Annotated in this window: 25 protein-coding genes and 1 riboswitch; of the genes, 12 read left to right on the plus strand and 13 right to left on the minus strand. The window is 54.7% G+C overall.

Annotated features, from left to right (window positions below; genetic code table 11):
- Positions 1-59: 59 nt before the first annotated feature.
- On the minus strand, positions 60-1,406 hold the full coding sequence (rhlE, locus tag SK38_RS10000) for an ATP-dependent RNA helicase RhlE (RefSeq protein WP_048235792.1): 1,347 nt from the start codon (positions 1,404-1,406) through the stop codon (positions 60-62).
- Between the two features lie 221 nt (positions 1,407-1,627).
- Between rhlE and cecR the strand changes: the two genes are divergently transcribed.
- From cecR to SK38_RS10025, 5 genes are all read left to right on the plus strand, one after another.
- A complete protein-coding gene (cecR, locus tag SK38_RS10005) occupies positions 1,628-2,305 on the plus strand; it encodes a transcriptional regulator CecR (RefSeq protein WP_048235794.1) in 678 nt (225 codons plus the stop codon).
- Positions 2,302-3,297: a secretion protein HlyD gene (gene hlyD / locus SK38_RS10010; protein WP_008784196.1), complete on the plus strand. Its 996-nt coding sequence runs from the start codon at positions 2,302-2,304 to the stop codon at positions 3,295-3,297. Before cecR ends, hlyD begins: the two co-directional genes overlap by 4 nt.
- Positions 3,290-5,026 (plus strand): ATP-binding cassette domain-containing protein, encoded by a 1,737-nt coding sequence (locus SK38_RS10015; RefSeq protein WP_048235795.1) that lies wholly within the window; start codon positions 3,290-3,292, stop codon positions 5,024-5,026. Before hlyD ends, SK38_RS10015 begins: the two co-directional genes overlap by 8 nt.
- Complete coding sequence (locus SK38_RS10020) at positions 5,019-6,152, plus strand: ABC transporter permease (protein WP_003831545.1); 1,134 nt, start codon at positions 5,019-5,021, stop codon at positions 6,150-6,152. Before SK38_RS10015 ends, SK38_RS10020 begins: the two co-directional genes overlap by 8 nt.
- A gap of 115 nt (positions 6,153-6,267) precedes the next feature.
- Positions 6,268-7,374, plus strand: coding sequence for an ABC transporter permease (locus SK38_RS10025; RefSeq protein ID WP_008784194.1), 1,107 nt, complete (start codon positions 6,268-6,270; stop codon positions 7,372-7,374).
- On the opposite strand, the gene SK38_RS10030 is transcribed toward SK38_RS10025, so the two are convergent.
- The gene (locus SK38_RS10030; RefSeq protein WP_048235797.1) at positions 7,336-7,746 is read right to left on the minus strand and encodes a YbhQ family protein; all 411 of its coding nucleotides are present in this window, start codon (positions 7,744-7,746) and stop codon (positions 7,336-7,338) included. The genes SK38_RS10025 and SK38_RS10030 overlap by 39 nt on opposite strands.
- A 132-nt stretch (positions 7,747-7,878) precedes the next feature.
- Between SK38_RS10030 and SK38_RS10035 the strand changes: the two genes are divergently transcribed.
- From SK38_RS10035 to SK38_RS10045, 3 genes are read left to right on the plus strand one after another with little or no spacing between them, the layout of a single operon-like run.
- The gene (locus SK38_RS10035; protein WP_048214630.1) at positions 7,879-8,640 is read left to right on the plus strand and encodes an endonuclease/exonuclease/phosphatase family protein; all 762 of its coding nucleotides are present in this window, start codon (positions 7,879-7,881) and stop codon (positions 8,638-8,640) included.
- Positions 8,637-9,878, plus strand: a complete 1,242-nt coding sequence (gene clsB, locus SK38_RS10040) for a cardiolipin synthase ClsB (protein WP_032942766.1) — start codon at positions 8,637-8,639, stop codon at positions 9,876-9,878. The genes SK38_RS10035 and clsB overlap by 4 nt, the downstream gene beginning before the upstream one ends.
- Entirely contained in the window at positions 9,878-10,840 is a 963-nt protein-coding gene (locus SK38_RS10045; RefSeq protein ID WP_048235798.1) for a lysylphosphatidylglycerol synthase domain-containing protein, read from the plus strand. The genes clsB and SK38_RS10045 overlap by 1 nt, the downstream gene beginning before the upstream one ends.
- A gap of 72 nt (positions 10,841-10,912) precedes the next feature.
- On the opposite strand, the gene SK38_RS10050 is transcribed toward SK38_RS10045, so the two are convergent.
- From SK38_RS10050 to moaA, 6 genes are all read right to left on the minus strand, one after another.
- A complete protein-coding gene (locus tag SK38_RS10050) occupies positions 10,913-11,617 on the minus strand; it encodes a Bax inhibitor-1/YccA family protein (RefSeq protein ID WP_003831536.1) in 705 nt (234 codons plus the stop codon).
- A 41-nt stretch (positions 11,618-11,658) separates the two neighbouring features.
- The gene (moaE, locus tag SK38_RS10055) at positions 11,659-12,111 is read right to left on the minus strand and encodes a molybdopterin synthase catalytic subunit MoaE (RefSeq protein WP_008784190.1); all 453 of its coding nucleotides are present in this window, start codon (positions 12,109-12,111) and stop codon (positions 11,659-11,661) included.
- Between the two features lies 1 nt (position 12,112).
- A complete protein-coding gene (moaD, locus tag SK38_RS10060; RefSeq protein WP_003831530.1) occupies positions 12,113-12,358 on the minus strand; it encodes a molybdopterin synthase sulfur carrier subunit in 246 nt (81 codons plus the stop codon).
- Positions 12,351-12,836, minus strand: a complete 486-nt coding sequence (gene moaC, locus SK38_RS10065) for a cyclic pyranopterin monophosphate synthase MoaC (protein ID WP_003035188.1) — start codon at positions 12,834-12,836, stop codon at positions 12,351-12,353. Before moaC ends, moaD begins: the two co-directional genes overlap by 8 nt.
- Positions 12,837-12,838: 2 nt before the next feature.
- On the minus strand, positions 12,839-13,351 hold the full coding sequence (gene moaB, locus SK38_RS10070; RefSeq protein WP_003035187.1) for a molybdenum cofactor biosynthesis protein B: 513 nt from the start codon (positions 13,349-13,351) through the stop codon (positions 12,839-12,841).
- A 19-nt stretch (positions 13,352-13,370) separates the two neighbouring features.
- Complete coding sequence (gene moaA / locus SK38_RS10075; protein WP_048235800.1) at positions 13,371-14,360, minus strand: GTP 3',8-cyclase MoaA; 990 nt, start codon at positions 14,358-14,360, stop codon at positions 13,371-13,373.
- Positions 14,348-14,493: riboswitch (molybdenum cofactor riboswitch) on the minus strand. It overlaps the preceding gene by 13 nt.
- A 329-nt stretch (positions 14,494-14,822) precedes the next feature.
- Between moaA and yvcK the strand changes: the two genes are divergently transcribed.
- On the plus strand, positions 14,823-15,731 hold the full coding sequence (gene yvcK / locus SK38_RS10080) for a uridine diphosphate-N-acetylglucosamine-binding protein YvcK (protein WP_003831525.1): 909 nt from the start codon (positions 14,823-14,825) through the stop codon (positions 15,729-15,731).
- Positions 15,732-15,966: 235 nt separating this feature from the next.
- Here the strand turns inward: yvcK and uvrB are convergent, their stop codons facing one another.
- Positions 15,967-17,988 carry an excinuclease ABC subunit UvrB gene (gene uvrB / locus SK38_RS10085; protein WP_048235802.1) on the minus strand — a complete coding sequence of 674 codons (2,022 nt, stop codon included), beginning with the start codon at positions 17,986-17,988 and terminating at the stop codon, positions 15,967-15,969.
- Positions 17,989-18,756: 768 nt separating this feature from the next.
- Here uvrB and SK38_RS10090 point away from each other — a divergent pair.
- A complete protein-coding gene (locus SK38_RS10090; protein WP_048235803.1) occupies positions 18,757-19,479 on the plus strand; it encodes an ABC transporter ATP-binding protein in 723 nt (240 codons plus the stop codon).
- Here the strand turns inward: SK38_RS10090 and bioD are convergent.
- Genes bioD through bioB form a run of 4 tightly spaced genes read right to left on the minus strand, consistent with a single transcriptional unit; the run spans position 19,445 to position 23,069 of the window.
- Positions 19,445-20,143, minus strand: coding sequence for a dethiobiotin synthase (bioD, locus tag SK38_RS10095; protein WP_048214633.1), 699 nt, complete (start codon positions 20,141-20,143; stop codon positions 19,445-19,447). The genes SK38_RS10090 and bioD overlap by 35 nt on opposite strands.
- Positions 20,136-20,891, minus strand: coding sequence for a malonyl-ACP O-methyltransferase BioC (gene bioC, locus SK38_RS10100; RefSeq protein WP_048235805.1), 756 nt, complete (start codon positions 20,889-20,891; stop codon positions 20,136-20,138). The genes bioD and bioC overlap by 8 nt, the downstream gene beginning before the upstream one ends.
- Positions 20,875-22,032 carry an 8-amino-7-oxononanoate synthase gene (bioF, locus tag SK38_RS10105; protein WP_048235807.1) on the minus strand — a complete coding sequence of 386 codons (1,158 nt, stop codon included), beginning with the start codon at positions 22,030-22,032 and terminating at the stop codon, positions 20,875-20,877. The genes bioC and bioF overlap by 17 nt, the downstream gene beginning before the upstream one ends.
- A complete protein-coding gene (gene bioB / locus SK38_RS10110; RefSeq protein ID WP_008784180.1) occupies positions 22,029-23,069 on the minus strand; it encodes a biotin synthase BioB in 1,041 nt (346 codons plus the stop codon). The genes bioF and bioB overlap by 4 nt, the downstream gene beginning before the upstream one ends.
- A gap of 76 nt (positions 23,070-23,145) precedes the next feature.
- Here bioB and bioA point away from each other — a divergent pair, with 76 nt between their 5' ends.
- Both bioA and SK38_RS10120 read left to right on the plus strand, forming a co-directional pair.
- Entirely contained in the window at positions 23,146-24,435 is a 1,290-nt protein-coding gene (gene bioA / locus SK38_RS10115) for an adenosylmethionine--8-amino-7-oxononanoate transaminase (protein ID WP_048214636.1), read from the plus strand.
- 57 nt (positions 24,436-24,492) lie between these two features.
- Complete coding sequence (locus SK38_RS10120) at positions 24,493-24,969, plus strand: kinase inhibitor (RefSeq protein ID WP_048214637.1); 477 nt, start codon at positions 24,493-24,495, stop codon at positions 24,967-24,969.
- Positions 24,970-24,971 lie beyond the last annotated feature (2 nt).

A 24,971-nucleotide genomic window follows, 5' to 3' on the forward strand; every position in this document is an offset into this window, starting at 1 on the left:
TGGCACTTTCTATCCCGTGTCGCAAAAAGAAAAGCCCGACCTTTCGGCCGGGCTCGCAATTACTGAGCTGCAGACGGTTTGCGCGGACGGCGCGGTGGACGAGGTTTATCACCTGCCGGTTTGCCTTCGCCATTACGCGGCTTCGCTTTTGGCGCACCGCCATCCTGACGACGCGGCTGCTGTCCACGCCCTGCTCCGCCCTGCCCACGACCACCGCCGCCGCCACGCTGCTGACGACCGTTCTGGATCGGCTCAGCTTTAATGGACGGGTCTGGCTCATAGCCTGGCGTTGCAATACGCGGGATCTCTTTTTTCAGCAACTTCTCGATGTCACGCAACAGCTTGTGTTCATCGACGCACACCAGAGACAACGCTTCGCCGGTAGCGGCCGCACGACCGGTACGACCAATGCGGTGCACGTAGTCTTCCGGGACGTTTGGCAGCTCGTAGTTCACCACGTGCGGTAACTCTTCAATGTCGAGACCACGCGCGGCAATGTCGGTCGCTACCAGCACGCGAATATCACCGGATTTAAAATCAGCCAGCGCACGCGTACGCGCACCCTGAGATTTATTACCGTGGATAGCCGCACTGCGGATGCCGTCTTTATTCAGCTGCTCTGCCAGATGGTTCGCGCCATGTTTGGTACGGGTAAACACCAGCACCTGCTGCCAGTTGCCCTGACCAATCATCTGCGACAGTAGTTCGCGTTTACGTTTTTTATCAACGAAATGAACGTGCTGAGTAACCTGCTCTGACGCGGTATTACGACGCGCCACTTCGATTTCCAGCGGGTTGTGCAACAGTTTTTCGGCCAGCGATTTAATGTCATCAGAGAACGTTGCCGAGAACAGCAGGTTCTGACGTTTTGCCGGCAGTTTTGCCAGAACGCGACGAATATCGTGAATAAAGCCCATATCCAGCATGCGGTCAGCTTCATCCAGTACCAGGATCTCAACCTGCTCAAGTTTCACCGCATTCTGGTGCTCCAGATCGAGCAAACGACCCGGAGTAGCGATCAGCACATCTACGCCGCCACGCAGCTTCATCATCTGCGGGTTAATGCTGACGCCGCCGAAGACCACCAGCGAGCGAATATTCAGATACTTACTGTAATCACGGACGTTTTCGCCAATCTGGGCCGCCAGTTCGCGGGTTGGCGTGAGGATCAGCGCACGAACCGGACGACGGCTTTTACCATGCGGCTGATTGGTGATCAGGTGCTGCAACAGCGGCAGGGTAAAACCTGCCGTTTTCCCCGTACCGGTCTGGGCGCTGGCCATCAGATCGCGGCCTTCCAGCACGGCAGGAATAGCCTGCTGCTGAATAGGGGTAGGTTCACGGTATCCCTGCTCGGCAACGGCACGTAAAATTTCAGGGTTTAAACCAAGGGAATCAAAAGACATAACAACTCCGAACCGCCCTGACCGTTACCGGTGTCGTTTTCAGGGAGATACATACAATAGAGATGACAAAAACCACAATGTCATGAAGGGGCGGAGTGTAGCAGTTTTTGTGATGTGCCGCATAAATTATCCCTTCACTGGAAAATAACGCTCCGGACTGGACAAGGCTGCACATCAGTCATAATCTTAATCAATCGATTGATTAAGATCAGAGTCGTGCCATGAATACACCCACCATGACAACCAAAGGTGAACAGGCGAAGAACCAGCTCATTGCCGCCGCATTGGCGCAATTCGGTGAGTATGGTCTGCACGCCACGACGCGCGATATCGCTGCACAGGCCGGGCAAAACATTGCGGCTATCACCTACTATTTTGGCTCAAAAGAGGATTTATATCTCGCCTGCGCCCAGTGGATTGCGGATTTTATCGGTGCACAGTTTCGCCCGCACGCTGAAGAGGCCGAGCGTTTATTCGCCCAGCCTAAGCCGGACCGTGGCGCGATGCGCGAACTGATCCTGCGCGCCTGCAAAAATATGATCATGCTGTTAACTCAGGACGACACCGTTAACCTGAGCAAATTTATCTCGCGCGAACAGCTTTCCCCCACCGCGGCTTATCAACTGGTGCACGACCAGGTTATCAATCCGCTGCATACACATCTGACGCGCCTGATTGCCGCCTATACGGGCGGCGATGCCAATGATACCCAAATGATTCTGCACACCCACGCCATACTCGGCGAGGTGCTGGCTTTTCGTCTGGGGAAAGAAACCATTCTGTTGCGTACAGGCTGGTCACAATTTGATGAGGATAAAACCGCGCTGATTGACCAAACGATCACCTGTCACATCGATCTTATTCTGCAAGGTTTAACGCAAAGGAGTCTGGAGTCATGAAAAAACCTGTCGTTCTCGGGCTGGTTATCGCGGCCCTCGTTGCCGTGATTGCCGGTGGAACGTGGTGGTATCAGAGTCGGCAAGATAACGGCCTGACGCTATACGGCAATGTCGATATCCGTAGCGTCAACCTGAGTTTTCGTGTCGGCGGCAGGCTGGCCTCGCTGGCGGTTGACGAAGGCGATGCGATTACCGCCGGTCAGGTGCTGGGTGAACTGGACCGCGCACCGTATGAAAACGCATTAATGCAGGCAAAAGCCAACGTTGCCGCCGCACAGGCACAATACGATCTGATGCTGGCAGGGTATCGCGAAGAAGAGATCGCGCAAACCGCGGCGGCAGTCAAACAGGCGCAGGCCGCCTATGATTACGCGCAGAACTTTTACAATCGGCAGGTCGGATTGTGGAAAAGCCGCACCATTTCAGCCAACGATCTGGAAAACGCCCGTTCATCTCGCGATCAGGCGTTAGCTTCGCTGAAATCCGCACAGGATAAACTCACGCAATATCGCAGCGGTAATCGTGTGCAGGACATCGAGCAGGCAAAAGCCACGCTCGAACAAGCTCAGGCCGAGCTGGCACAGGCAGAGCTGAATTTGCATGACACCACGCTGACCTCGCCGTCTGACGGCACGCTTCTCACCCGTGCAGTTGAACCCGGCAGCATGCTGAACGAAGGGGGCACGGTACTGACGCTGTCGCTCACGCGTCCGGTTTGGGTTCGTGCTTACGTTGACGAACGAAATCTGAGCCAGGCGCAGCCAGGACGTGAGATCCTGCTTTATACCGATGGCCGCCCGGACAAACCGTATCACGGCAAAATCGGCTTCGTTTCTCCTACCGCCGAATTTACCCCGAAAACGGTCGAGACTCCTGACCTGCGTACCGACCTGGTTTATCGCCTGCGAATTGTGGTGACCGACGCGGACGATGCGCTGCGTCAGGGAATGCCGGTAACGATAAAGTTTGGCGATGAGGCACGGCATGAATGACGCCGTCATTACGCTTAAAGGGCTGACGAAAAACTTTGCCGGAATGGAAAAACCGGCCGTCACCCCGCTCGACTGTACCGTTCATGCAGGCTACGTGACCGGGCTTGTCGGGCCGGACGGCGCGGGCAAAACTACGTTGATGCGAATGCTGGCGGGATTATTAAAACCTGATGCCGGAAGTGCTGAAGTGATTGGTTTTGACCCCATCAAAGACGACAGCGCACTACATGCGGTGCTGGGCTATATGCCGCAGAAATTTGGTCTGTACGAAGATTTAACCGTCATGGAGAACCTCAATCTCTATGCCGACTTACGCAGCGTCACCGGTGAAGCGCGAGAAAAAACCTTTGCCCGACTCCTGGAATTCACCTCGCTGGGACCATTTACCGGACGACTGGCTGGCAAGCTTTCTGGCGGCATGAAGCAGAAGCTCGGGCTTGCCTGTACGCTGGTTGGCGAACCCAAAGTGTTGCTGCTGGATGAGCCAGGCGTAGGTGTCGATCCTATTTCCCGTCGCGAACTGTGGCAAATGGTCCACGAGCTAGCCGGGGACGGCATGCTGATCCTCTGGAGTACGTCGTATCTGGATGAAGCAGAGCAATGCCGTGATGTGCTGCTGATGAACGAAGGTGAACTGTTATACCAGGGCGATCCTACCCAGCTTACACAAACCATGGCGGGTCGCAGCTTCCTGATGAGCAGTCCGCAGGAAAACAACCGCCGACTGCTACAACGCGCGTTAAAACTGCCGCTGGTCAGCGACGGAATGATTCAGGGGAAATCCGTCCGTTTAATCCTGAAAAAAGAGGCTACTGCTCAGCAGATCCAAAACGCTGACGGCATGCCGGAGATAACCATCAACGAAACCGCACCCCGCTTCGAAGATGCCTTTATCGATTTACTCGGCGGAGCCGGAACATCGGAGTCCCCGCTGGGCGCTATCCTGCATACCGTGGAAGGCACGCCTGGAGAAACGGTGATCGAAGCCAAAGCGCTGACCAAGAAATTTGGCGATTTTGCCGCTACCGACCACGTAGACTTTGCCGTGCAGCGCGGCGAGATTTTTGGTCTGTTAGGACCCAACGGCGCTGGCAAATCCACCACCTTTAAAATGATGTGCGGCCTGCTGGTCCCCACTTCCGGCAAAGCGCTGGTGCTGGATATGGACCTGAAAGTTAGCTCCGGTAAAGCGCGTCAGCATCTGGGCTATATGGCGCAGAAATTCTCCCTGTACGGTAACCTGACGGTTGAACAGAATCTGCGCTTTTTCTCCGGCGTCTACGGCCTGCGCGGTCGGGCGCAGAAAGAGAAAATCGATCGTATGAGCGAAGCATTTGGCCTGAAGAGTATCGCTTCCCATGCCACCGATGAACTGCCGCTGGGATTTAAGCAGCGTCTGGCGCTGGCCTGCTCGCTGATGCATGAACCCGACATTCTGTTCCTTGATGAACCCACTTCCGGGGTCGATCCCCTCACCCGTCGTGAGTTCTGGTTGCATATCAACAGCATGGTGGAAAAAGGCGTCACGGTGATGGTGACCACCCACTTTATGGATGAGGCAGAATACTGCGATCGCATCGGGCTGGTGTATCGCGGCAAACTGATAGCCAGCGGTACGCCAGACGACCTGAAGGCTCAGGCTGCCGACAGCGACACGCCGGACCCGACCATGGAACAGGCGTTCATCACGCTAATCAATGACTGGGATAAGGAGCATACGCATGAGTAACTCCGCTCTCTCCTGGCGTCGCGTCCGCGCGCTGTGCGTGAAAGAGACGCGCCAGATCGTCCGCGATCCCAGCAGTTGGCTGATTGCTGTGGTGATCCCGCTGCTGCTGCTGTTTATCTTCGGCTATGGGATCAACCTCGACTCCAGCAAGCTGCGGGTAGGGATTTTGCTTGAACAGCAGAGTGAAGAGGCGCTGGATTTTACCCATACCATGACCGGTTCGCCGTATATTGACGCCACCATCAGCGATAATCGCCAGGAACTGATTGAGAAAATGCAGGCCGGGCGCATTCGCGGTCTGGTGGTGATCCCAGTGGATTTTGCCCAGCAGATGGCGCGACCTAACGATGTCGCCCCGATCCAGGTGATCACCGACGGCAGCGAACCGAATACCGCCAACTTTGTGCAGGGTTATGTCGAAGGCATCTGGCAAATCTGGCAGCAACAGCGGGCAGAAGATCGTGGGGAATCGTTCAAACCTTTGATCGACGTGCAAACCCGCTACTGGTTTAACCCGGCGGCCATCAGCCAGCACTTTATTATTCCCGGGGCGGTCACCATCATCATGACGGTCATTGGCGCCATCCTCACCTCATTAGTGGTGGCGCGCGAATGGGAGCGCGGCACCATGGAAGCGCTGCTGTCTACCGAAGTCACCCGCGTCGAGCTGCTGCTGTGCAAATTGATCCCGTATTACTTTCTGGGCATGCTGGCGATGCTGCTGTGTATGCTGGTGTCGGTGTTTATTCTTGGCGTGCCCTACCGTGGCTCGTTGCTGATCCTGTTTTTCATTACCAGCCTGTTTCTGCTCAGTACGCTCGGCATGGGGTTGCTTATTTCCACCATCACCCGCAACCAGTTTAACGCCGCGCAGGTCGCACTGAACGCCGCCTTCCTGCCCTCGATTATGCTGTCGGGATTTATCTTCCAGATAGACAGCATGCCCGCGATTATCCGGGCGGTAACCTACATTATTCCGGCGCGTTATTTCGTCAGCACCCTGCAAAGCCTGTTTCTGGCGGGAAATATTCCGGTGGTGCTGATTATCAACGTGCTGTTTTTAATCGCTTCGGCGGTGATGTTTATTGGCCTGACGTGGCTTAAAACCAAACGTCGGCTGGATTAAATTCGTGTATGGATAATTGTAGCCGTAGGCCGGATAAGGCGTTCACGTCGCCATCCGGCATTATGCCTGATGCGCTTAGCTTATCAGGCCTACAAACTGGACTGAGAGGACAGGCATGTTTCATCGCTTATGGACATTAATTCGCAAAGAGCTGCAATCGCTGTTACGCGAACCGCAGACGCGAGCCATTCTGATTTTACCGGTGCTGATTCAGGTTATCCTGTTCCCGTTCGCGGCAACGCTGGAAGTCACCAACGCCACTATCGCTATCTATAACGAAGACAACGGTAAACATTCGGTAGAGCTAACCCAGCGCTTCGCCCGCGCCAGCGCCTTTACGCATGTTCTGCTGTTGAAAAGCCCGCAGGAGATCCAGCCCACCATCGACACGCAAAAAGCCCTGCTACTGGTGCGTTTCCCGGCCAACTTTTCGCGTAATCTGGATACCTTCCAGCAGGCTCCCATGCAGATTATCCTCGACGGACGTAACTCCAACAGCGCGCAAATTGCCGCGAATTACCTGCAGCAAATCGTTAAGGAGTATCAGCAGGAGCTGATGGACGGCAAGCCGAAACCGAACAACAGCGAGCTGGTAGTGCGTAACTGGTATAACCCGAATCTGGATTACAAATGGTTTGTGGTTCCGTCGCTGATCGCCATGATCACCACCATCGGCGTAATGATCGTCACCTCGCTCTCGGTTGCCCGCGAGCGCGAGCAAGGCACACTGGATCAACTGCTGGTTTCCCCGCTTACCACCTGGCAGATTTTTATCGGTAAAGCTGTGCCCGCGCTAATTGTGGCTACTTTTCAGGCCACCATTGTGCTGGCGATCGGCATCTGGGCTTATCACATTCCGTTTGCCGGTTCATTGGGGCTGTTCTATTTCACAATGGTGATTTACGGGCTGTCGCTGGTCGGCTTTGGCCTGCTGATTTCGTCACTGTGCGCCACCCAGCAGCAGGCGTTTATCGGGGTGTTTGTGTTTATGATGCCGGCGATTTTACTCTCGGGCTATGTCTCACCGGTAGAAAACATGCCGGTCTGGTTGCAGAATCTGACGTGGATAAACCCGATCCGCCATTTTACGGACATCACGAAACAGATTTACCTGAAAGATGCGAGTCTGCAGATTGTCTGGGGAAGCTTGTGGCCGCTATTAGTGATAGCAGCCACGACCGGATCAGCGGCGTATGCGATGTTTAGACGCAAGGTGATGTAGCTTTTTGTCTTTCGCCAGCAGCGAGACCACGGCGGGTCCTGCAAGGATGACCAGCCCCGCCAGTGCCAGCAAGACGTTGTTTTGCAGCACGCGTGACAGCAGCCACAGCACAATCATTGCGGCACCGAAATACCACGTCGTGGTCAACTCTTCCAGCACATCAGCCACGTCGCGCCAGCGCTGTTCGTGGTGACGTTGCAATGCAAGCATCAATAAAACGGTAACGCCGTACACGACGCACAATCCCAGGCCGACATGCACCAGTCTGCCGCTCATCCAGCCCATTAGCAGCAACGCCACTACCAGTAAATGCAACACTATCTGCCAGCAACTTAGACCCGTTGCGACACGAACACGTTGTTGCCACCTCATGGCTATTCTCCTGAAGGATTTTCGACTAATTGTTCAGAGTACCGGACTTTACGGAAAATTCCGCAACACCGCATCTTTTTGTGACGACGACTACACTATTTTAATCAGGAAAGTGACGCCAACGGGAGAATCATGGCCAGACAAACAGAACGGTTTTCATTCAATGTGCTCACCATTAATACTCATAAAGGGTTTACCGCCTTCAATCGGCGTTTTATTTTGCCTGAGCTGCGAGAAGCCGTCAGAACGGTCGGTGCGGACATTGTGTGCCTACAAGAGGTAATGGGCGCACACGAGGTGCATCCACTGCATGTGGAAAACTGGCCGGACACCACGCACTACGAATTTCTGGCGGACACTATGTGGAGCGACTTCGCCTACGGGCGTAACGCCGTGTACCCGCAAGGACATCACGGTAATGCGGTGTTGTCGCGGTATCCCATTGAGCATTATGAGAATCGTGATGTGTCAGTCGGCGCGAGTGAAAAGCGCGGAGTCCTTTACTGCCGCATTGTACCGCCAATGCTCTCCCACCCCATTCATGTGATGTGTGTGCATCTCGGCCTACGTGAAGCTCACCGCCAGGCCCAGCTCGCTATGCTGGCAGACTGGGTCAACGCCCTGCCCGACGCGGAACCCGTGGTCATCGCAGGAGATTTTAACGACTGGCGGCAAACGGCCAATCGCCCGTTGAAAGCCAAAGCTGGCCTTGACGAGATTTTTACCCGCGCCCACGGTCGCCCGGCGCGAACGTTTCCGGTGCAGTTTCCCCTGCTGCGCCTGGACAGGATCTATGTGAAAAACGCGAATGCCAGTACCCCAACGACGCTTGCGCTGCGTCACTGGCGACATTTGTCCGATCATGCCCCTCTGAGTGCGGAGATTCATTTATGAAATATGGCTGGCGTGAAGGCAATCAAATTCAACTGCTGGAAAACGGCGATCAATTCTACCCCGCCGTATTTGACGCCATTGAGCAGGCACAGCAAAAAATTATCCTTGAGACTTTTATCTGGTTTGAAGATGCGGTAGGAAAACAGCTGCATGCCGCGTTGCTCGAAGCCGCCCGACGAGGAATCAAAGCAGAGGTGCTGCTGGATGGCTACGGCTCGCCGGATCTGAGCGACAGTTTTGTTGAAGAGCTGACCGTAGCCGGTGTTGTTTTCCGCTACTACGATCCGCGTCCGCGTCTTTTTGGAATGCGCACCAATCTCTTTCGCCGTATGCATCGAAAAATAGTGGTCATTGATGACCGTGTTGCCTTTGTCGGCGGCATCAATTACTCCGCTGAACATATGTCGGATTACGGCCCGGAGGCCAAGCAGGATTACGCCGTGCGCGTTGAAGGTCCAGTCGTTGCTGACATTCTGAACTTTGTACTGGAAAACCTGCCCGGGCAAAGCGCCGTACGACGCTGGTGGCGACGTCATCACCGGGCAATCGACAATCATCGCCCCGGCGAAGCGCAGGCGCTGTTTGTCTGGCGCGATAACGAAGAGCATCGCGATGATATTGAACGCCATTATCTTAAAATGCTGACCCAGGCCCGACGGGAAGTGATCATTGCCAATGCCTATTTCTTTCCCGGTTATCGCCTGCTGCATGCCCTGCGTAAAGCAGCACGACGCGGCGTTCGGGTAAAACTCATTGTGCAGGGTGAACCGGATATGCCGATTGTGAAAGTGGGTGCCCGCCTACTGTACAACTATCTGGTTAAAGGTGGCGTCCATGTCTACGAATACCGCCGTAAACCTCTGCATGGCAAAGTGGCGCTGATGGACGATCACTGGGCGACGGTTGGCTCCAGCAATCTTGATCCGCTGAGCCTGTCGCTGAATCTGGAAGCGAATCTGATTATTCATGACCGCACGTTTAACCAGACCCTGCGCGACAACCTGAACCCTATTATTGCGCAGGACTGCAAGCGGGTTGATGAATCCATGCTGCCAAAACGCACCTGGTGGAACCTGACTAAGAGCGTGCTGGCCTTCCACTTTTTACGCCACTTCCCGGCGCTGGTCGGCTGGCTTCCGGCGCATACCCCGCACCTGGCCGAGGTAGAGCCGCCCGCGCAGCCCGCTCTGGAAACTCAGGACCGTATACAAACTGAGGATGCAGGAGGGAAAACCTGATGGCAAAAAACCACCGACGCTGGCGGTCAGTGAAAAAGATCCTCACATGGCTTTTTTTTATTGCGGTGATCGTGTTGCTGGTCGTTTATGCCAGCAAGGTCAACTGGCAGGAAGTGTGGACGGTAATTCGCGATTACAACCGGATCGCCCTGCTCAGCGCCGTGGGGTTGGTGATCGTCAGTTATTTACTTTACGGCTGTTATGACCTGCTCGGGCGCTACTACTGTGGGCACAAGCTGGCAAAACGCCAGGTCATGCTGGTGTCGTTTATCTGTTACGCGTTCAACCTGACGTTAAGCACCTGGGTGGGCGGTATTGGGATGCGATATCGGCTCTACTCGCGTCTCGGGTTGCCGGGGGGCACAATAACGCGGATTTTTTCGCTGAGCATTACCACTAACTGGCTGGGCTATATTCTGCTGGGCGGTTTTATATTTACCTTCGGCGTCGTCGAACTGCCCGCTCACTGGTATATCGATGAAGGCACATTGCGCATTTTAGGCATAGCGCTGCTGCTGATTATTGTTGTTTATCTGTGGTTTTGCACCTTCGCTAAACATCGTCACATCACCATCAAGGGCCAAAAGCTGGTGCTCCCCTCCTGGAAATTTGCCCTCGCGCAGATGGCGATATCCGGGACTAACTGGATGGTTATGGGGGCGATTATCTGGTTGTTGCTGGGTCAGAATATTAACTATTTCTTCGTGCTTGGCGTGCTGCTGGTAAGCAGTATTGCCGGGGTTATTGTGCATATTCCGGCGGGGATCGGCGTGCTGGAGGCGGTGTTTATGGCGCTGCTGGCGGGAGAGAATACGTCTCAGGGCACGATCATTGCTGCCCTGCTCGCGTATCGCGTGCTGTACTATTTTATTCCGCTACTGCTGGCGCTGATGTGTTATTTGCTGTTGGAGAGTCGGGCGAAAAAGCTACGGGCAAAGAACGAGAAGGCGATGGCGAAATGAGGATGTATATAGTGCCGGATGCGGCGTAACGCCTTATCCGGCCTACTTTTTATACCATCCGGCAACAGACAATTAACGACGATTGCCGAAAATACGCAGCAGCATCAGGAACAGGTTGATGAAGTCCAGATACAGCGTTAGGGCCCCAAGAATCGCGTATTTACGCAGATTGGAGCTGTCGCGCAGGTCGATCTGCTCACCGATATTTTTCAGCTTCTGCGTGTCATAGGCGGTCAGACCGACAAACACTATCACCCCGATATAGGTCACCGCCCACATCAGCGCTTCGCTCTTCAGCCAGAAGTTAACCAGCGAAGCCAGCACAATACCAATCAGCGCCATAAACAGCATATTGCCGAAGCCGCTCAGATCGCGCTTGGTGGTGTAGCCATACAAACTCATGATCCCGAACATCCCACCAGTGACCACGAAGGTGCTGGCGATAGACGAGTAGGTATAGACAATAAAGATGCTTGATAGCGTCAACCCGGTTAATGCCGAATAGAGCATAAACAGCGTGGTCGCCATACCCGCGCTCAGCCTTTGCACCATGCCGGACAGGACAAACACCAGCGCCAGTTGAGCGATGATCAGGCCAAAGAAGGTGATTTTGCTGGAGAAGACAAACATCATCACCGCGGGCGTATTTGCCGCATACCAGGCGATAAACGCCGTCAGCAACAGTCCACAGGTCATCCAGCCGTACACCTGCGCCATATACGTTTGCAGGCCGGAACGGGCCTGTACAATAGAATCGGATCGTGGGAATCGGTCCATGACAATCTCCTGAATCAGTATGAGCCTACAACAATTGTACTCTACCAGCGTTTTGCTGCTAGCTTATCGCTGTCGCGGGCATCAACCCAGCGCTCACCTTCCGGCGTAGCCTCGCGCTTCCAGAACGGCGCGCGGGTTTTCAGGTAATCCATAATGAACTGCCCGGCATCAAACGCGCTGCTGCGATGCGCGCTGGTTACGCCAACAAAAACGATTTCGTCACCCGGCCACAGTTCGCCAATGCGATGAATCACCGTCACCCGACCCAGCGGCCAGCGCGAACGCGCTTCGTCGACAATCTCCGCCAGCGCTTTTTCGGTCATTCCCGGATAGTGTTCCAGCGTTAACGCCTTAACGCTGTCACCGAGATTGTGATTGCGCACTTTACCGGTGAAAGTGACTACCGCGCCGTCTTCATCGCGCTCTGCCAGCCAGGGATACTCATCCCCGACGCTGAACGGCGCATGGCCAACAACAATTCGCGTTTCAGCCATTTTAGCCTCCGGTTACCGGCGGGAAGAAAGCGACTTCATCACCCGCGTTAAGAGGATGGTCAAAACTGACCAGCGTCTGATTCACCGCCGCCAGCAGCTTGCCGTCTTCCAGCGCCAGCGCCCAGCGATCGCTTTGCGCCGCCAGATGCTTGCGCAGCGCTTCTACCGTTGCAAACTCGGCGGCAACTTCTAACGCATCGGTGTTCACCAGTTCCCGTACCTGAGCAAAGAAAAGAACCTTAATCATGTGCATCCACCTTAAAATCACCCGATTTGCCGCCGCTTTTTGCCAGCAAACGCACCGGACCAATCACCATATCCTTTTGCACCGCTTTGCACATATCGTAGATGGTCAACGCCGCCACGGAGGCTGCCGTTAACGCTTCCATTTCAACGCCGGTTTTACCGGTCAGGCGACACAGCGTTTCAATGCGCACGCGGTTGTGCTCCGGTTCGGCGTGAAGATTGACTTCGACCTTGCTCAGCATCAGTGGGTGACACAGCGGGATAAGATCCCAGGTGCGTTTGGCAGCCTGAATACCGGCAATACGCGCCGTGGCGAAAACGTCACCCTTATGGTGACTGCCGTCGATGATCATCGCCAGCGTTTCGCTACGCATGGTTACGAATGCTTCCGCACGCGCCTCGCGTACGGTTTCCGCTTTGGCGGAGACATCCACCATATGCGCTTCGCCAGCGGCGTTAATATGAGTCAGTTGCGACATACTTATTTCTTCAAATGTGGGTGGAAATTACACGGACGCGTACGGGCATCGAGCTGCGGCGCAATGATATTTTCCCAGGCAGTACGACACGCTTTGGTCGAACCCGGCATGGCAAAAATTAGCGTTTTATTCGCCACCCCGGCAATCGCGCGGGATTGCAGCGTCGCGGTGCCAATCTCTTCAAACGACAGCATACGGAATACTTCGCCAAACCCTTCGACTTCTCTGTCGAACAGCGGTTGCAGCGCTTCCGGCGCCTGGTCCCCTTCGGTTAAACCAGTGCCACCGGTAATGAGCACCACCTGTACATCGTCACTGGCAATCCAGGCAGAAACCTGGGCGCGGATGGCGTAGCGGTTCTCTTTGACAATCGCCTTATCGACAATCTGATGACCCGCTTCTTGCGCCGAGTCACGCAGATAATGGCCGGAGGTATCATCTTCTTCGCCGCGACGGTTGGAAACAGTAAGAATAGCAATGCGTGTCGGGATAAATTCAGCGCTTACCTGACTCATGAAAAACTCCTTTTAGCGATCAGCCGCCAATATAAGATAAGTTTTGCGTAATACCGGTATTGTTCTGATGCAGGAAATGGGTCTGCTTTTTCTCCAGCAGCGCGGCTGAAATACGTTCTTCCAGCGCCGGTTGCTGAGCATCGTCTTCCAGCAAATCACGCAGGCTTACGCCGCCTTCACCAAATAAACACAGATGAAGCTTGCCGACAGAGGAAACGCGCAGACGATTACAGGTGGAGCAGAAGTCTTTCTCATAAGGCATGATCAGACCAATTTCGCCAACATAATCAGGATGACAGAAAACCTGAGCCGGGCCGTCGCTACGCTGTCGGATCTGGTGGATCCAGCCGCGACGCAGCAGCTCATCGCGCAGTACCTGTCCGGAAATATGGTGTTTACGGAAGAGAGAGCTGCCCTCGCCCGTTTCCATCAGTTCAATAAAACGCAGTTGGATTGGTCGAGGTTGGATCCACGCCAGGAAGGTGTCCAGTTGATGATGGTTTACGTCGCGCATCAGCACGGTGTTGACTTTCACTTTTTCAAAACCGGCATCAAAGGCAGCATCAATGCCTGCCATCACCTGCTGAAACTTGTCCTGTCCGGTAATGGCGTGAAACTGACGGGCGTCGAGGCTGTCGACGCTGACGTTGAGCGCGGTCAGTCCGGCATCGCGCCAGGCGGCAGCATCGCGCGCCAGACGATAACCATTGGTGGTTACCGCAATCTGGCGGATGGCGTCGTTTTCGCGCACGGCGGCGATAATGTCAGTGAAGTCGCGACGCAGTGAAGGTTCGCCCCCCGTCAGACGCACTTTTTCCGTTCCCAGACTGGCGAACGCACGCGTGACACGGCGAATTTCATCAACGGTTAAAAAGCCGTTATTGGTGACACCGCCGGGCTTATAGCCATCCGGCAGGCAGTAGGTGCAACGAAAGTTACACACATCGGTAATCGACAAACGTAAGTAGTAAAACTTACGTGCGAAAGCATCGGTAAGTTGAGAGCCCATGTACACCTTTCCAAATACGGGAGACGTAGTCATTTCTTCCTGCGCCCTGGTGACAAACTTTTTCAAGTCTTGTCACGGCCAAAGCACCGTATCATTTGACCCAGGTGCAGAGGCTAGAGTGTTTATACTCATCATACTTCGAGTTGCAGATGCGTTGGCTTCCGACAACTCAAATTATTAAGAGTACTTTGTGGTTATGCCGATACTAGCGTGTAAATGGCGCTTTTGCCATGTACACTTTCGCTGTATAAATATGTATATAGCGACATGATCGTGCAATTTCGCTACAGAATAAGCAAAAATCACAGTTTTGCATTGATATACATCATCTTGCCATCAGGTGAGTGTCGTCAGAAAGGAGTAGATCGCAGAAAAAAATTACGGCAGATGCCGACTGGATAATTGCTGAAAACACGCTATTTACGTTACTGTAGCGCCGATCAATTGATATCAGGAAAATATATGCGCACTCGCACGCTGGCAGATCTGGACCGCGTTGTCGCTCTCGGCGGAGGGCATGGATTAGGACGCGTTCTCTCCTCTCTTTCCCCATTAGGTTCCCGCCTGACGGGTATCGTCACCACCACCGATAACGGCGGGTCGACAGGTCGTATTCGTCGCTCTGAAGGAGGGATTGCCTGGGGAGACATGCGTAACTGTCTGAACCAGTTAATTACCCAACCCAGCGTTGCATCCGCTATGTTTGAGTATCGTTTTGGCGGTAATGGCGAACTTTCCGGGCATAATCTCGGAAATCTAATGTTAAAGGCGCTCGATCACCTCAGCGTGCGGCCTCTGGAAGCTATCAATTTAATTCGTAGCCTGCTGAAAGTTGACGCACATTTAATTCCGATGTCGGAGCTGCCGGTGGATCTGATGGCCATTGATGACCAGGGACACGAAGTTTATGGCGAAGTGAATATCGATCAGCTCACCGTCCCACCTCAGGAACTGATGCTTTCGCCAAAAGTCCCGACTACACGGGAGGCCGTTGAGGCTATCGCTGAAGCGGATTTAATTTTGATAGGCCCCGGCAGTTTTTACACCAGCCTGATGCCGATTCTGTTACTCGATGAAATGTCACAGGCATTACGTCGCACACCGGCTCCGATGGTCTATATAGGCAATCTTGGGCGCGAATTAAGCCTGCCAGCAGCGAGCCTGACGCTTAGCGATAAGCTGGCCATTATTGAACAGTACGTCGGGAAGAAAGTGATTGATGCGGTGGTTGTGGGGCCGAAAGTGGATGCTTCCGCCGTTACCGACCGCGTTGTGATCCAGGAAGTGCTGGAAGCCAGCGATATTCCCTACCGTCATGACCGCCAGCTATTGCATAGTGCGCTGGAGAAAGCGGTGCAGGCGCTGGGCTGAACGGATTTGCCTGATGCGCTACGCTTATCAGGCCTACAAAACGAATTGCTCCGGCATCAAACAATGCCTGATGCGCTGCGCTTATCAGGCCTACAAAACGATTTGCTCCGGCATCAAACAATGCCTGATGCGCTGCGCTTATCAGGCCTACAAAACGATTTGCTCCGGCATCCGGCCTACGTACGCTATCTACCCAGTAGGTCGGATAAGGGTTTACCCCGCATCCGACACCGTCTTACGATGCCGCAATAAACAACTCGCGCAACTGATGCAACTGGTCACGGATTGTCGCGGCCTCTTCAAATTCGAGATTCTGCGCGTGTTGCAACATCTGCCCTTCCAGCTCGTGAATCTTCTGCTGCAGCGCTTTTGGCGTCATATCCAGTTCGACAACCTCAGACTTCGCGCCTGCGCGTGACTTCCCTTTGCCTTTCGCTTTGGTCTTCGCAATATTCTGACCCAGCGCCAGAATATCGACCACTTTCTTGTTCAGCCCCTGCGGCGTAATACCGTGTTCTTCGTTATAGAGCTGCTGTTTCTCACGACGACGTTCGGTTTCACCAATCGCTTTAGCCATAGAGGCGGTAATTTTATCACCGTAAAGAATCGCCTTACCGTTGATGTTACGCGCCGCACGACCGATGGTCTGAATAAGTGACCGTTCAGAACGCAGGAACCCTTCTTTGTCTGCGTCCAGAATCGCCACCAGGGAGACCTCAGGCATGTCCAGACCTTCACGTAACAGGTTGATACCCACCAGCACGTCAAACTCGCCCAGACGCAGGTCACGAATGATTTCCATACGTTCCACGGTATCGATGTCAGAGTGCAGATAACGCACCCGCTCGCCGTGTTCTTCTAGGTATTCTGTGAGGTCTTCCGCCATCCGTTTGGTCAGCGTGGTGACCAGCACACGTTCGTTAATCGCCGCACGGGTGCGGATCTCAGATAGCAGATCGTCAACCTGAGTCGCCACCGGGCGCACCTCAATGACCGGATCCAGCAGGCCGGTCGGTCTTACGACCTGATCGACCACATCATCACCGGATTTCTCCAGCTCATAGTTGCCCGGCGTCGCCGAAACATAGATGGTTTGCGGGGCCAGCGCTTCAAACTCTTCAAATTTAAGCGGACGGTTATCCAGCGCCGACGGCAGACGGAATCCGTATTCGACCAGGGTTTCTTTACGCGCCCGGTCACCGCGATACATGCCGCCAATTTGCGGGATAGTCACGTGAGATTCATCCACCACTAGCAGGCCATCGGCAGGCAGGTAATCAAATAGCGTCGGCGGCGGCTCGCCCGGACCACGCCCGGACAGATAGCGGGAATAGTTTTCAATCCCCGAGCAGTAACCCAGCTCGTTCATCATTTCCAGATCGAACTGGGTACGCTGACTTAAGCGCTGTTCTTCCAGCAGTTTGTTATTTGCCAACAGGACTTTTCGCCGCTCGGCCAGCTCAACCTTAATTTCTTCCATCGCCTGAACAATACGTTCGCGCGGCGTCACGTAGTGCGTTTTAGGATAGATGGTAAAGCGCGAAATAGTGGATTCGACCTGTCCGGTAAGTGGGTCAAACAGCGACAAACGTTCGACCTCTTCATCAAACAGTTCCACGCGCAACGCGATGTCGTCAGATTCCGCCGGGAATATGTCGATCACTTCACCGCGCACGCGGAAGGTCCCGCGCTGGAATGCCTGATCGTTGCGAGTATACTGCAGCTCCGCCAGACGACGCAGGATCGCGCGCTGGTCGATAATCATCCCCACCGTCAGGTGCAGCATCATTTTCAGGTACAGATCCGGGTCACCCAGACCATAAATCGCGGAAACCGACGCTACGACGACGACATCCCGTCGCTCAAGCAACGCTTTGGTTGCTGACAGACGCATCTGCTCAATGTGTTCGTTAACCGAAGCATCCTTCTCGATGAAGGTGTCAGAACTTGGCACGTAGGCTTCCGGCTGATAATAGTCGTAGTAGGAGACGAAATACTCCACCGCGTTATCCGGGAAGAACTCTTTCATCTCACCGTACAACTGCGCGGCAAGCGTCTTATTGGGGGCCAGCACCATGGTAGGGCGCTGTAGGTCCGCAATCACGTTCGCGATGGTGAATGTTTTCCCCGACCCCGTCACCCCCAGCAACGTCTGATGCGCCAGACCATCCTCCAGACCTTCTTCCAGGCGACGTATCGCCTCAGGCTGATCGCCAGAGGGTTTAAAAGCGGAATTTAGTTTGAACGGTTTACTCATGAGCAGCTACCTGAAGCAATGGGCGGGCAGGTGTGTAATTTTACTCGCAGCAGTATATTTTGCCAGTAAAATATACTGGATGAAAAAACAGTAACGCGCCAGAATATTTCTGTTACGCCAGCAAAATGGCCGTGACTACAGGCTAAAATTTGTCCGCAGGCAAGATAAAACACCAGCAAAAATGTGTTATCCCCAAACCAATGACTTTTTTAACATTTGTCAAGCTACCCGATGAAAGTTTTGTGGCAACACATGACACTTCTGCGACAGCCATTGCATTTATCTAACACACTGTAATTTAATGATTATTATCTCAAGCCGTCTTTCGCATCAATTTAGTCGCAGGCCGCGTCTTCTCTCGCTTACCTTGTGTTTTCTAACTCTAATACACAAGGTTATCCACAGGAATAGTGGATAACTGCCTCCAGCCCGTACGGACTGTAGCCTGGCAAAAACGTCCTGATGATCTTTTCTGGTGGGATAAAAAAAAATTATCGCTATTTTTTGATATTTATCAGCTAACGAAGCGACCTGGGATAGCCGAGATCTTGCTCGCATTTTCATCATTTTCCTGCCTGCACCATCACAACGCCACCAGGCACTGACAATGTGCACACTGCGGCTCTCATCCACAACAAGCCGGATACCGCAACCCGCTCAATACGCTATTCTGCTGTATTTTCCCCTAATTCCGCTTCTGGCAAGAGATTTGCAGTTTTCTCCCGACCATCAGCCCGCGAGGCGGATATCATCATGAGGGAGAAATCTATGTTGAGTCTTCGTGCAGTGAATCACTATTACGGTAATCAACACTCGCTTTGGGATGTCGATCTCGACCTGTTGCCCGGTAAATGTACCGCCGTGCTGGGTCTTCCAGGGATGGGAAAAACTACGCTGGCCAATTGCATCACTGGCAATTTACCGATTGAGAGCGGAACCATGTTCTGGCATCAGGCTGGCGCACCACCTTGCGATCTGCTTCAGATTCCGGCGGCAAAGCGCATTGCGCTGGGTATTAACTGTGTATCGCAGGAACGGCGAATTTTTTCGCAGCTGACGGTAGAGGAAAATCTGCACATTGCGCGCCAGGCGGTTGAGGAAAGCGAAGCGATGAACAGCAGCGATATTTACCGCCTGTTTCCACAGCTGTTTGTACTGCGTCAGGCCAAAGGGGTGGCATTGTCGGAGGAAAATCAGCACCAGCTTGCACTCGCCAGTGCACTGGTCACTCGCCCGCGCCTGCTGATCCTCGATGAGCCGACGCGAGGAAGTGGCCAGGCGTATATCCACAAACTGGGGAATCTGATTGTGAGGCTAAGCCAGGAGCTTGGCATCGCCATTATGCTCGCGGAGCAGAGCCTGCCGTTCATTCGTCGGGTCGCCGACTGCTATTGCTTGTTACATCGTGGACGCAACGTGGCTCAAGGGCAAATAACACAATTCAGCGACCCGCTAATCAACGACTGGTGGACGCCAGAGACAAAACGCTAAGATCGATATAACGACCAGTCGATGCTCGTTCCGGCTCTTCTGCCAGCCAGGGAATTTCCCCCAGTAGCGGAGCCGCAAGCGCACGCTTTAGCGTCGCCATATATTCAGCATGACGCTTGCCAGGTGGCATCACATCATTGGCAATCCATCCGGCGAGCGTCAGCCCGGCCTGCTGCACTGCCTGGGCGGTCAAAATGGCATGATTGATACAACCGAGCTTAACGCCAACCACCAGAATCACCGGCAGTTGTTCCGCTTTTACCCAGTCAGAAAAACTCAGCGTTGGCGACAGTGGCGTAAACCATCCGCCTGCGCCTTCCACCAATACCCAGTCAGCCTGTTCTTCAAGCAAACGTAAACCCGCAGACATCACTGAGGCCTGAATGGGGCGCCCTTCGTCAGCACTGATGATATGCGGTGAGGTAGGTTCGGCGAAGGTATACGGATTGATGGCCGCATAATCCACTGCCACAACGCTGTTGCGCTGTAGAGCCAGCGCATCGCTGTTTCGCAGACCTTCAGCCGTCATTTCACTGCCTGACGCCACCGGCTTATAGCCGACCGTTCGCAACCCCAGTTGTCCCGCCGCCTGAAGCAACGCACAGCTGGCGATAGTTTTACCTACTTCGGTGTCCGTCCCGGTGACAAAATATGTGTTAGTCACGTTGAATTACTCCCAAAAAAAGATGATAGGTCAGCGGATATTTACCCTGCTGACAGGGCCAGGCGAGCTGTAACTGGCGCAACTGCGAGCGGGTCAACACACGCTGCTCGCGTCCATCATGCAAATGCGTCGCGCCAATGCCCTTCAGCGAGCGCATGGCGCTCAGCGCATCGTCAAACCACAGCGTGACGGCATGAGACTGGTATTCAACATCCCAGCCGCACAGAGCGTTTTCCAGTTGCTCCACGGGCAAAAAACGGTTGGCATGCTCCTGGTCATCAACTGCTCGCCACGCCTGACGAAGTTCCGGCATCGACCCTTGCGCCAGCGTACTAAACGCCACCGTCCCGCCAGGACGCACCACCCGGTATAGCTCACGTAACGCGCCGCGCAGGTCGTTGCACCACTGCACGGCCAGATTGCTCCAGGCCAGGTCGAAAGTGGCAGCGGCCTGCGGAATGGCTTCGATATCCGCCAGCAGATAGTGATGGGCGACATCGTGACGCTGCGCTTGCGTAAGCATTTGCGCCGACAAATCCAGCGCACATACCTCGCTCCCCTGCTCCCGCCAGTAGCGACTCATACGCCCAGGCCCACAGCCCGCGTCCAAAACCCGTGAGAACGCCCGGCCATCGAGTTGTGCCAGTAACGCATCGGCGCTCTGGCGCTGAAGCTCCGCATGTTGCTCATAGTGCATAGCCGCGCGACCAAACGCAGCGGCAATCGCCTGCTTATTGACCTGCGCCATGCAGCACCTCCAGTAAGTTGTCGATATCCTGGACTTCATGCGCCTGGGTCAGCGTAATCCGCAGCCTGGCCGTCCCAACCGGCACCGTCGGTGGACGAATCGCCGTCACCCAGCATCCCTGTTGCCGTAACGTCTGTGCCAGTTGCAAGGCTTTATGATTGTCGCCAACGATCAGCGGTTGAATCGCGCTGTCTGAATGCGCCAGCGTCAAATCCGTAGTATTCACCCCTGCGCGAAAACGCTGGATAAGCATCGCCAGCTTTTCTCTGCGCTCATCGCCTTCGCGGCTGCGGATCACCGCCAGCGCGGCGCGCAAGGCCTGAGCCTGGGCTGGCGGCATGCTGGTGCTGTAGATCAGATGACGGGCAAACTGCAGCAGATAATCGGCCACGCTATCAGAACACAGGATCGCCGCACCGCTGACGCCGAACCCTTTGCCAAACGTCACCACCAACAGCTCAGGTTTCACCTGCTGTCGGGAGCACGAACCACGCCCTTCCTCACCGCTTACGCCAATCCCATGCGCATCATCCACCAGCAGCCACGCGCCCTGCTGTTTCGCCACCGCGTGGATTTCTGCCAGCGGCGCGCTGTCGCCATCCATGCTGAACACGCCTTCGGTGACCACCAACTGCTGCCCCGGACAGGGGGCTGTCAGCAGACGATCCAGATGTTGCGAGTCGTTATGGGTAAAGCGACGTAACACGGCAGGGCTAAGACTGGCAGCCTCCAGCAGCGAGGCATGGCTGAGCCTGTCGGCAACAATCTTGTCATCTTTTCCCATCAGTGCGGCAATGACCGCCTGATTGGCGGCAAAACCAGAGATGAACAATAGCGCCCGGGAATAGCCGAGCCACTGCGCCAGCTCTTCTTCCAGCGCCTGATGAGCAACGGAATAACCGCTGACATGGCCCGAGCCGCCGCTGCCGACGCCAAAACGCTCAGCGCCCTGCTGCCACGCGCAGATAATCTGCGGATGGTGGCTTAAGCCGAGGTAGTCGTTGCTGGAGAAATTCAGATACTGGCGACCGTCGGCCTGCAGCCAGCGCCCGGCTCCCTGCGTCACTGCATAGCGCTGACGCAGGGCATCAGCACGACGACGCGCTGTTAGCGCATCGTCAATTTTTTGCTGCCAGGTCATACGGTTGCCGCGTTGTAGTAATCGTCGGTATCCGGGGTACGCAGCGCCTGCTCCAGACGTTGTTGCTGTTCGTTATCGCCCGCCAGTACCGCCGTTTGCTGCGGGTTAAGACCCAGCTTGCGAAATAACAGCAAATCTTTATCTTCGTTCGGGTTCGGAGTGGTCAGCAGTTTGCAGCCGTAGAAAATCGAGTTGGCCCCGGCCATAAAGCACATCGCCTGGGTTTGTTCGTTCATCTGCTCGCGCCCGGCAGAAAGACGCACGTATGAGGTCGGCATCATGATACGCGCCACGGCGATAGTACGAATAAAATCAAAAGCATCTACGTCGTCGTTATCGGCAAGCGGCGTGCCCTTCACTTTCACCAGCATGTTGATCGGCACACTTTCCGGCGGCGTCGGCAGATTCGCTAATTGTAGCAGCAGACCCGCGCGGTCGGTCACCGTTTCACCCAGCCCAACAATCCCGCCGGAGCAAACTTTAATGCCCGCCTCGCGCACTTTATCCAGCGTATCCAGGCGCTCCTGGTACGAGCGGGTGGTGATGATATTGCCGTAAAATTCCGGCGAGGTGTCGAGGTTGTGGTTGTAGTAGTCCAGACCCGCATTGGCCAGGCGCTGGGCCTGAGATTCGTCCAGCGTGCCCAGCGTCATACAGGCTTCCAGCCCTAGTTCTTTCACGCCCTGAACCATTTGTTCCAGGTACGGCATATCGCGCTCATGCGGGTTCTTCCACGCCGCGCCCATGCAAAACCGCGTTGAACCAGCCTGCTTCGCCTTACGTGCCGAGTCCAGTACCTGTTCAACCTCCATCAACCGTTCAGTTTCCAGACCGGTTTTATAGCGGGAGCTTTGCGGGCAGTATTTGCAATCTTCCGGGCAAGCACCGGTCTTAATCGACAGCAGCGTACTAACTTGTACCTGCTGCGGATCGAAATGCTGGCGATGAACCTGCTGCGCTTCAAACAGCAGATCCAACAGCGGTTTTTCAAATAATTCGGTGACTTGCGACATTGTCCAGCGAGAAGAATGAGCCATATTGGTATACGTTTCGTTGTTAGTTTGGTGTAGACTCGTAAACCTAAATCTTTTTAATTTGGTTTACAAGTCGATTATGACAACGGACGATCTTGCGTTTGACCAACGCCATATCTGGCACCCATACACCTCCATGACCTCCCCGTTGCCGGTTTATCCGGTGGCGCGTGCCGAAGGTTGCGAACTGACCTTAGCCAGCGGTGAGAAGCTGATTGACGGCATGTCATCCTGGTGGGCGGCAATCCACGGTTACAATCACCCGCAGCTGAACGCCGCGATGAAAACGCAAATTGATGCCATGTCGCATGTGATGTTTGGCGGCATTACCCATGCCCCGGCCATTGCGCTGTGCCGCCAGTTGGTGGCGATGACCCCAGAGGCGCTGGAGTGCGTTTTTCTCGCGGATTCAGGGTCGGTCGCAGTAGAAGTTGCAATGAAAATGGCGCTGCAATACTGGCAGTCTAAAGGCGAATCCCGCCAGCGTTTCCTGACATTTCGTAATGGTTATCATGGTGATACCTTCGGCGCGATGTCGGTCTGCGATCCTGACAACTCAATGCACAGTCTGTGGAAGGGGTACCTGCCGGAGAACCTGTTTGCCCCAGCCCCACAAAGCCGCATGGACGGCGAGTGGGACGAGCTGGATATGGTGCCTTTTGCCCGTCTGATGGCCGCGCATCGCCACGAGATTGCTGCGGTGATCCTAGAGCCAATCGTACAGGGCGCTGGCGGTATGCGCATGTATCATCCCGAATGGTTAAAACGCATCCGTAAGATGTGCGACCGTGAAGGGATCCTGCTGATTGCCGATGAAATCGCTACTGGATTTGGTCGTACAGGCAAGCTGTTTGCCTGCGAGCATGCCGACATCACTCCGGACATTTTATGCCTGGGCAAAGCGTTAACCGGCGGAACGATGACCCTTTCTGCAACCCTCACCACCCGCCAGGTTGCAGAAACCATCAGCAATGGTGAAGCCGGATGCTTCATGCACGGCCCGACCTTTATGGGCAATCCGTTGGCCTGCGCCGTCGCCTCCGCCAGCCTGTCGTTACTCGAAACCGGCGAGTGGCGCGCGCAGGTAGCGGCCATTGAAGCGCAGTTGCGGGCAGAACTCGCCCCGGCGGCGGACTCCAGTTGGGTCGCGGACGTACGCGTGCTCGGCGCCATCGGCGTCATCGAAACCACGCATCCGGTGAATATGGCAGCGTTACAGAAGTTCTTTGTCGAACAGGGCGTGTGGATAAGACCGTTTGGCAAGCTCATCTACCTGATGCCGCCGTACATCATCCAGCCCGATCAGTTGCGTCGCCTGACGCAGGCCGTGAACGAGGCTGTGCGCAATGCAACATTTTTTAGCGATTAATCAGCGGTAAGCTCTACGGTTTCTGGCTACACTTTTTGGCTAACGAGAGGAGTCAGCATGAAACTAATCAGTAACGATCTGCGCGATGGCGATAAGCTTGGGCATCGCCACGTCTTTAACGGCATGGGGTATGACGGGGATAATATTTCCCCGCACCTGGCGTGGGATGACGTACCCGCAGGAACCAAAAGCTTTGTCGTGACCTGCTTTGATCCTGATGCGCCAACCGGCTCCGGCTGGTGGCATTGGGTGGTGGTAAATCTGCCGGCTGATACCCGCGTACTCCCGCAAGGATTCGGCTCCGGGCTGGTTGCACAACCGGATGGGGTGATTCAGACCCGTACAGATTTTGGTAAAGCTGGTTATGGTGGCGCTGCGCCGCCGAAGGGGGAAACCCACCGCTATATCTTTACGGTTCACGCCCTGGATGTGGAGCGTATTGATGTCGATGAAGGTGCCAGCGGCGCGATGGTTGGATTTAACGTCCATTTCCACTCGCTCGCCAGCGCCTCGATTACGGCGATGTTTAGCTAAGC

This window comes from Citrobacter sp. MGH110 (assembly GCF_001037515.1).
Classification (GTDB): Bacteria; Pseudomonadota; Gammaproteobacteria; order Enterobacterales; family Enterobacteriaceae; genus Citrobacter; species Citrobacter portucalensis.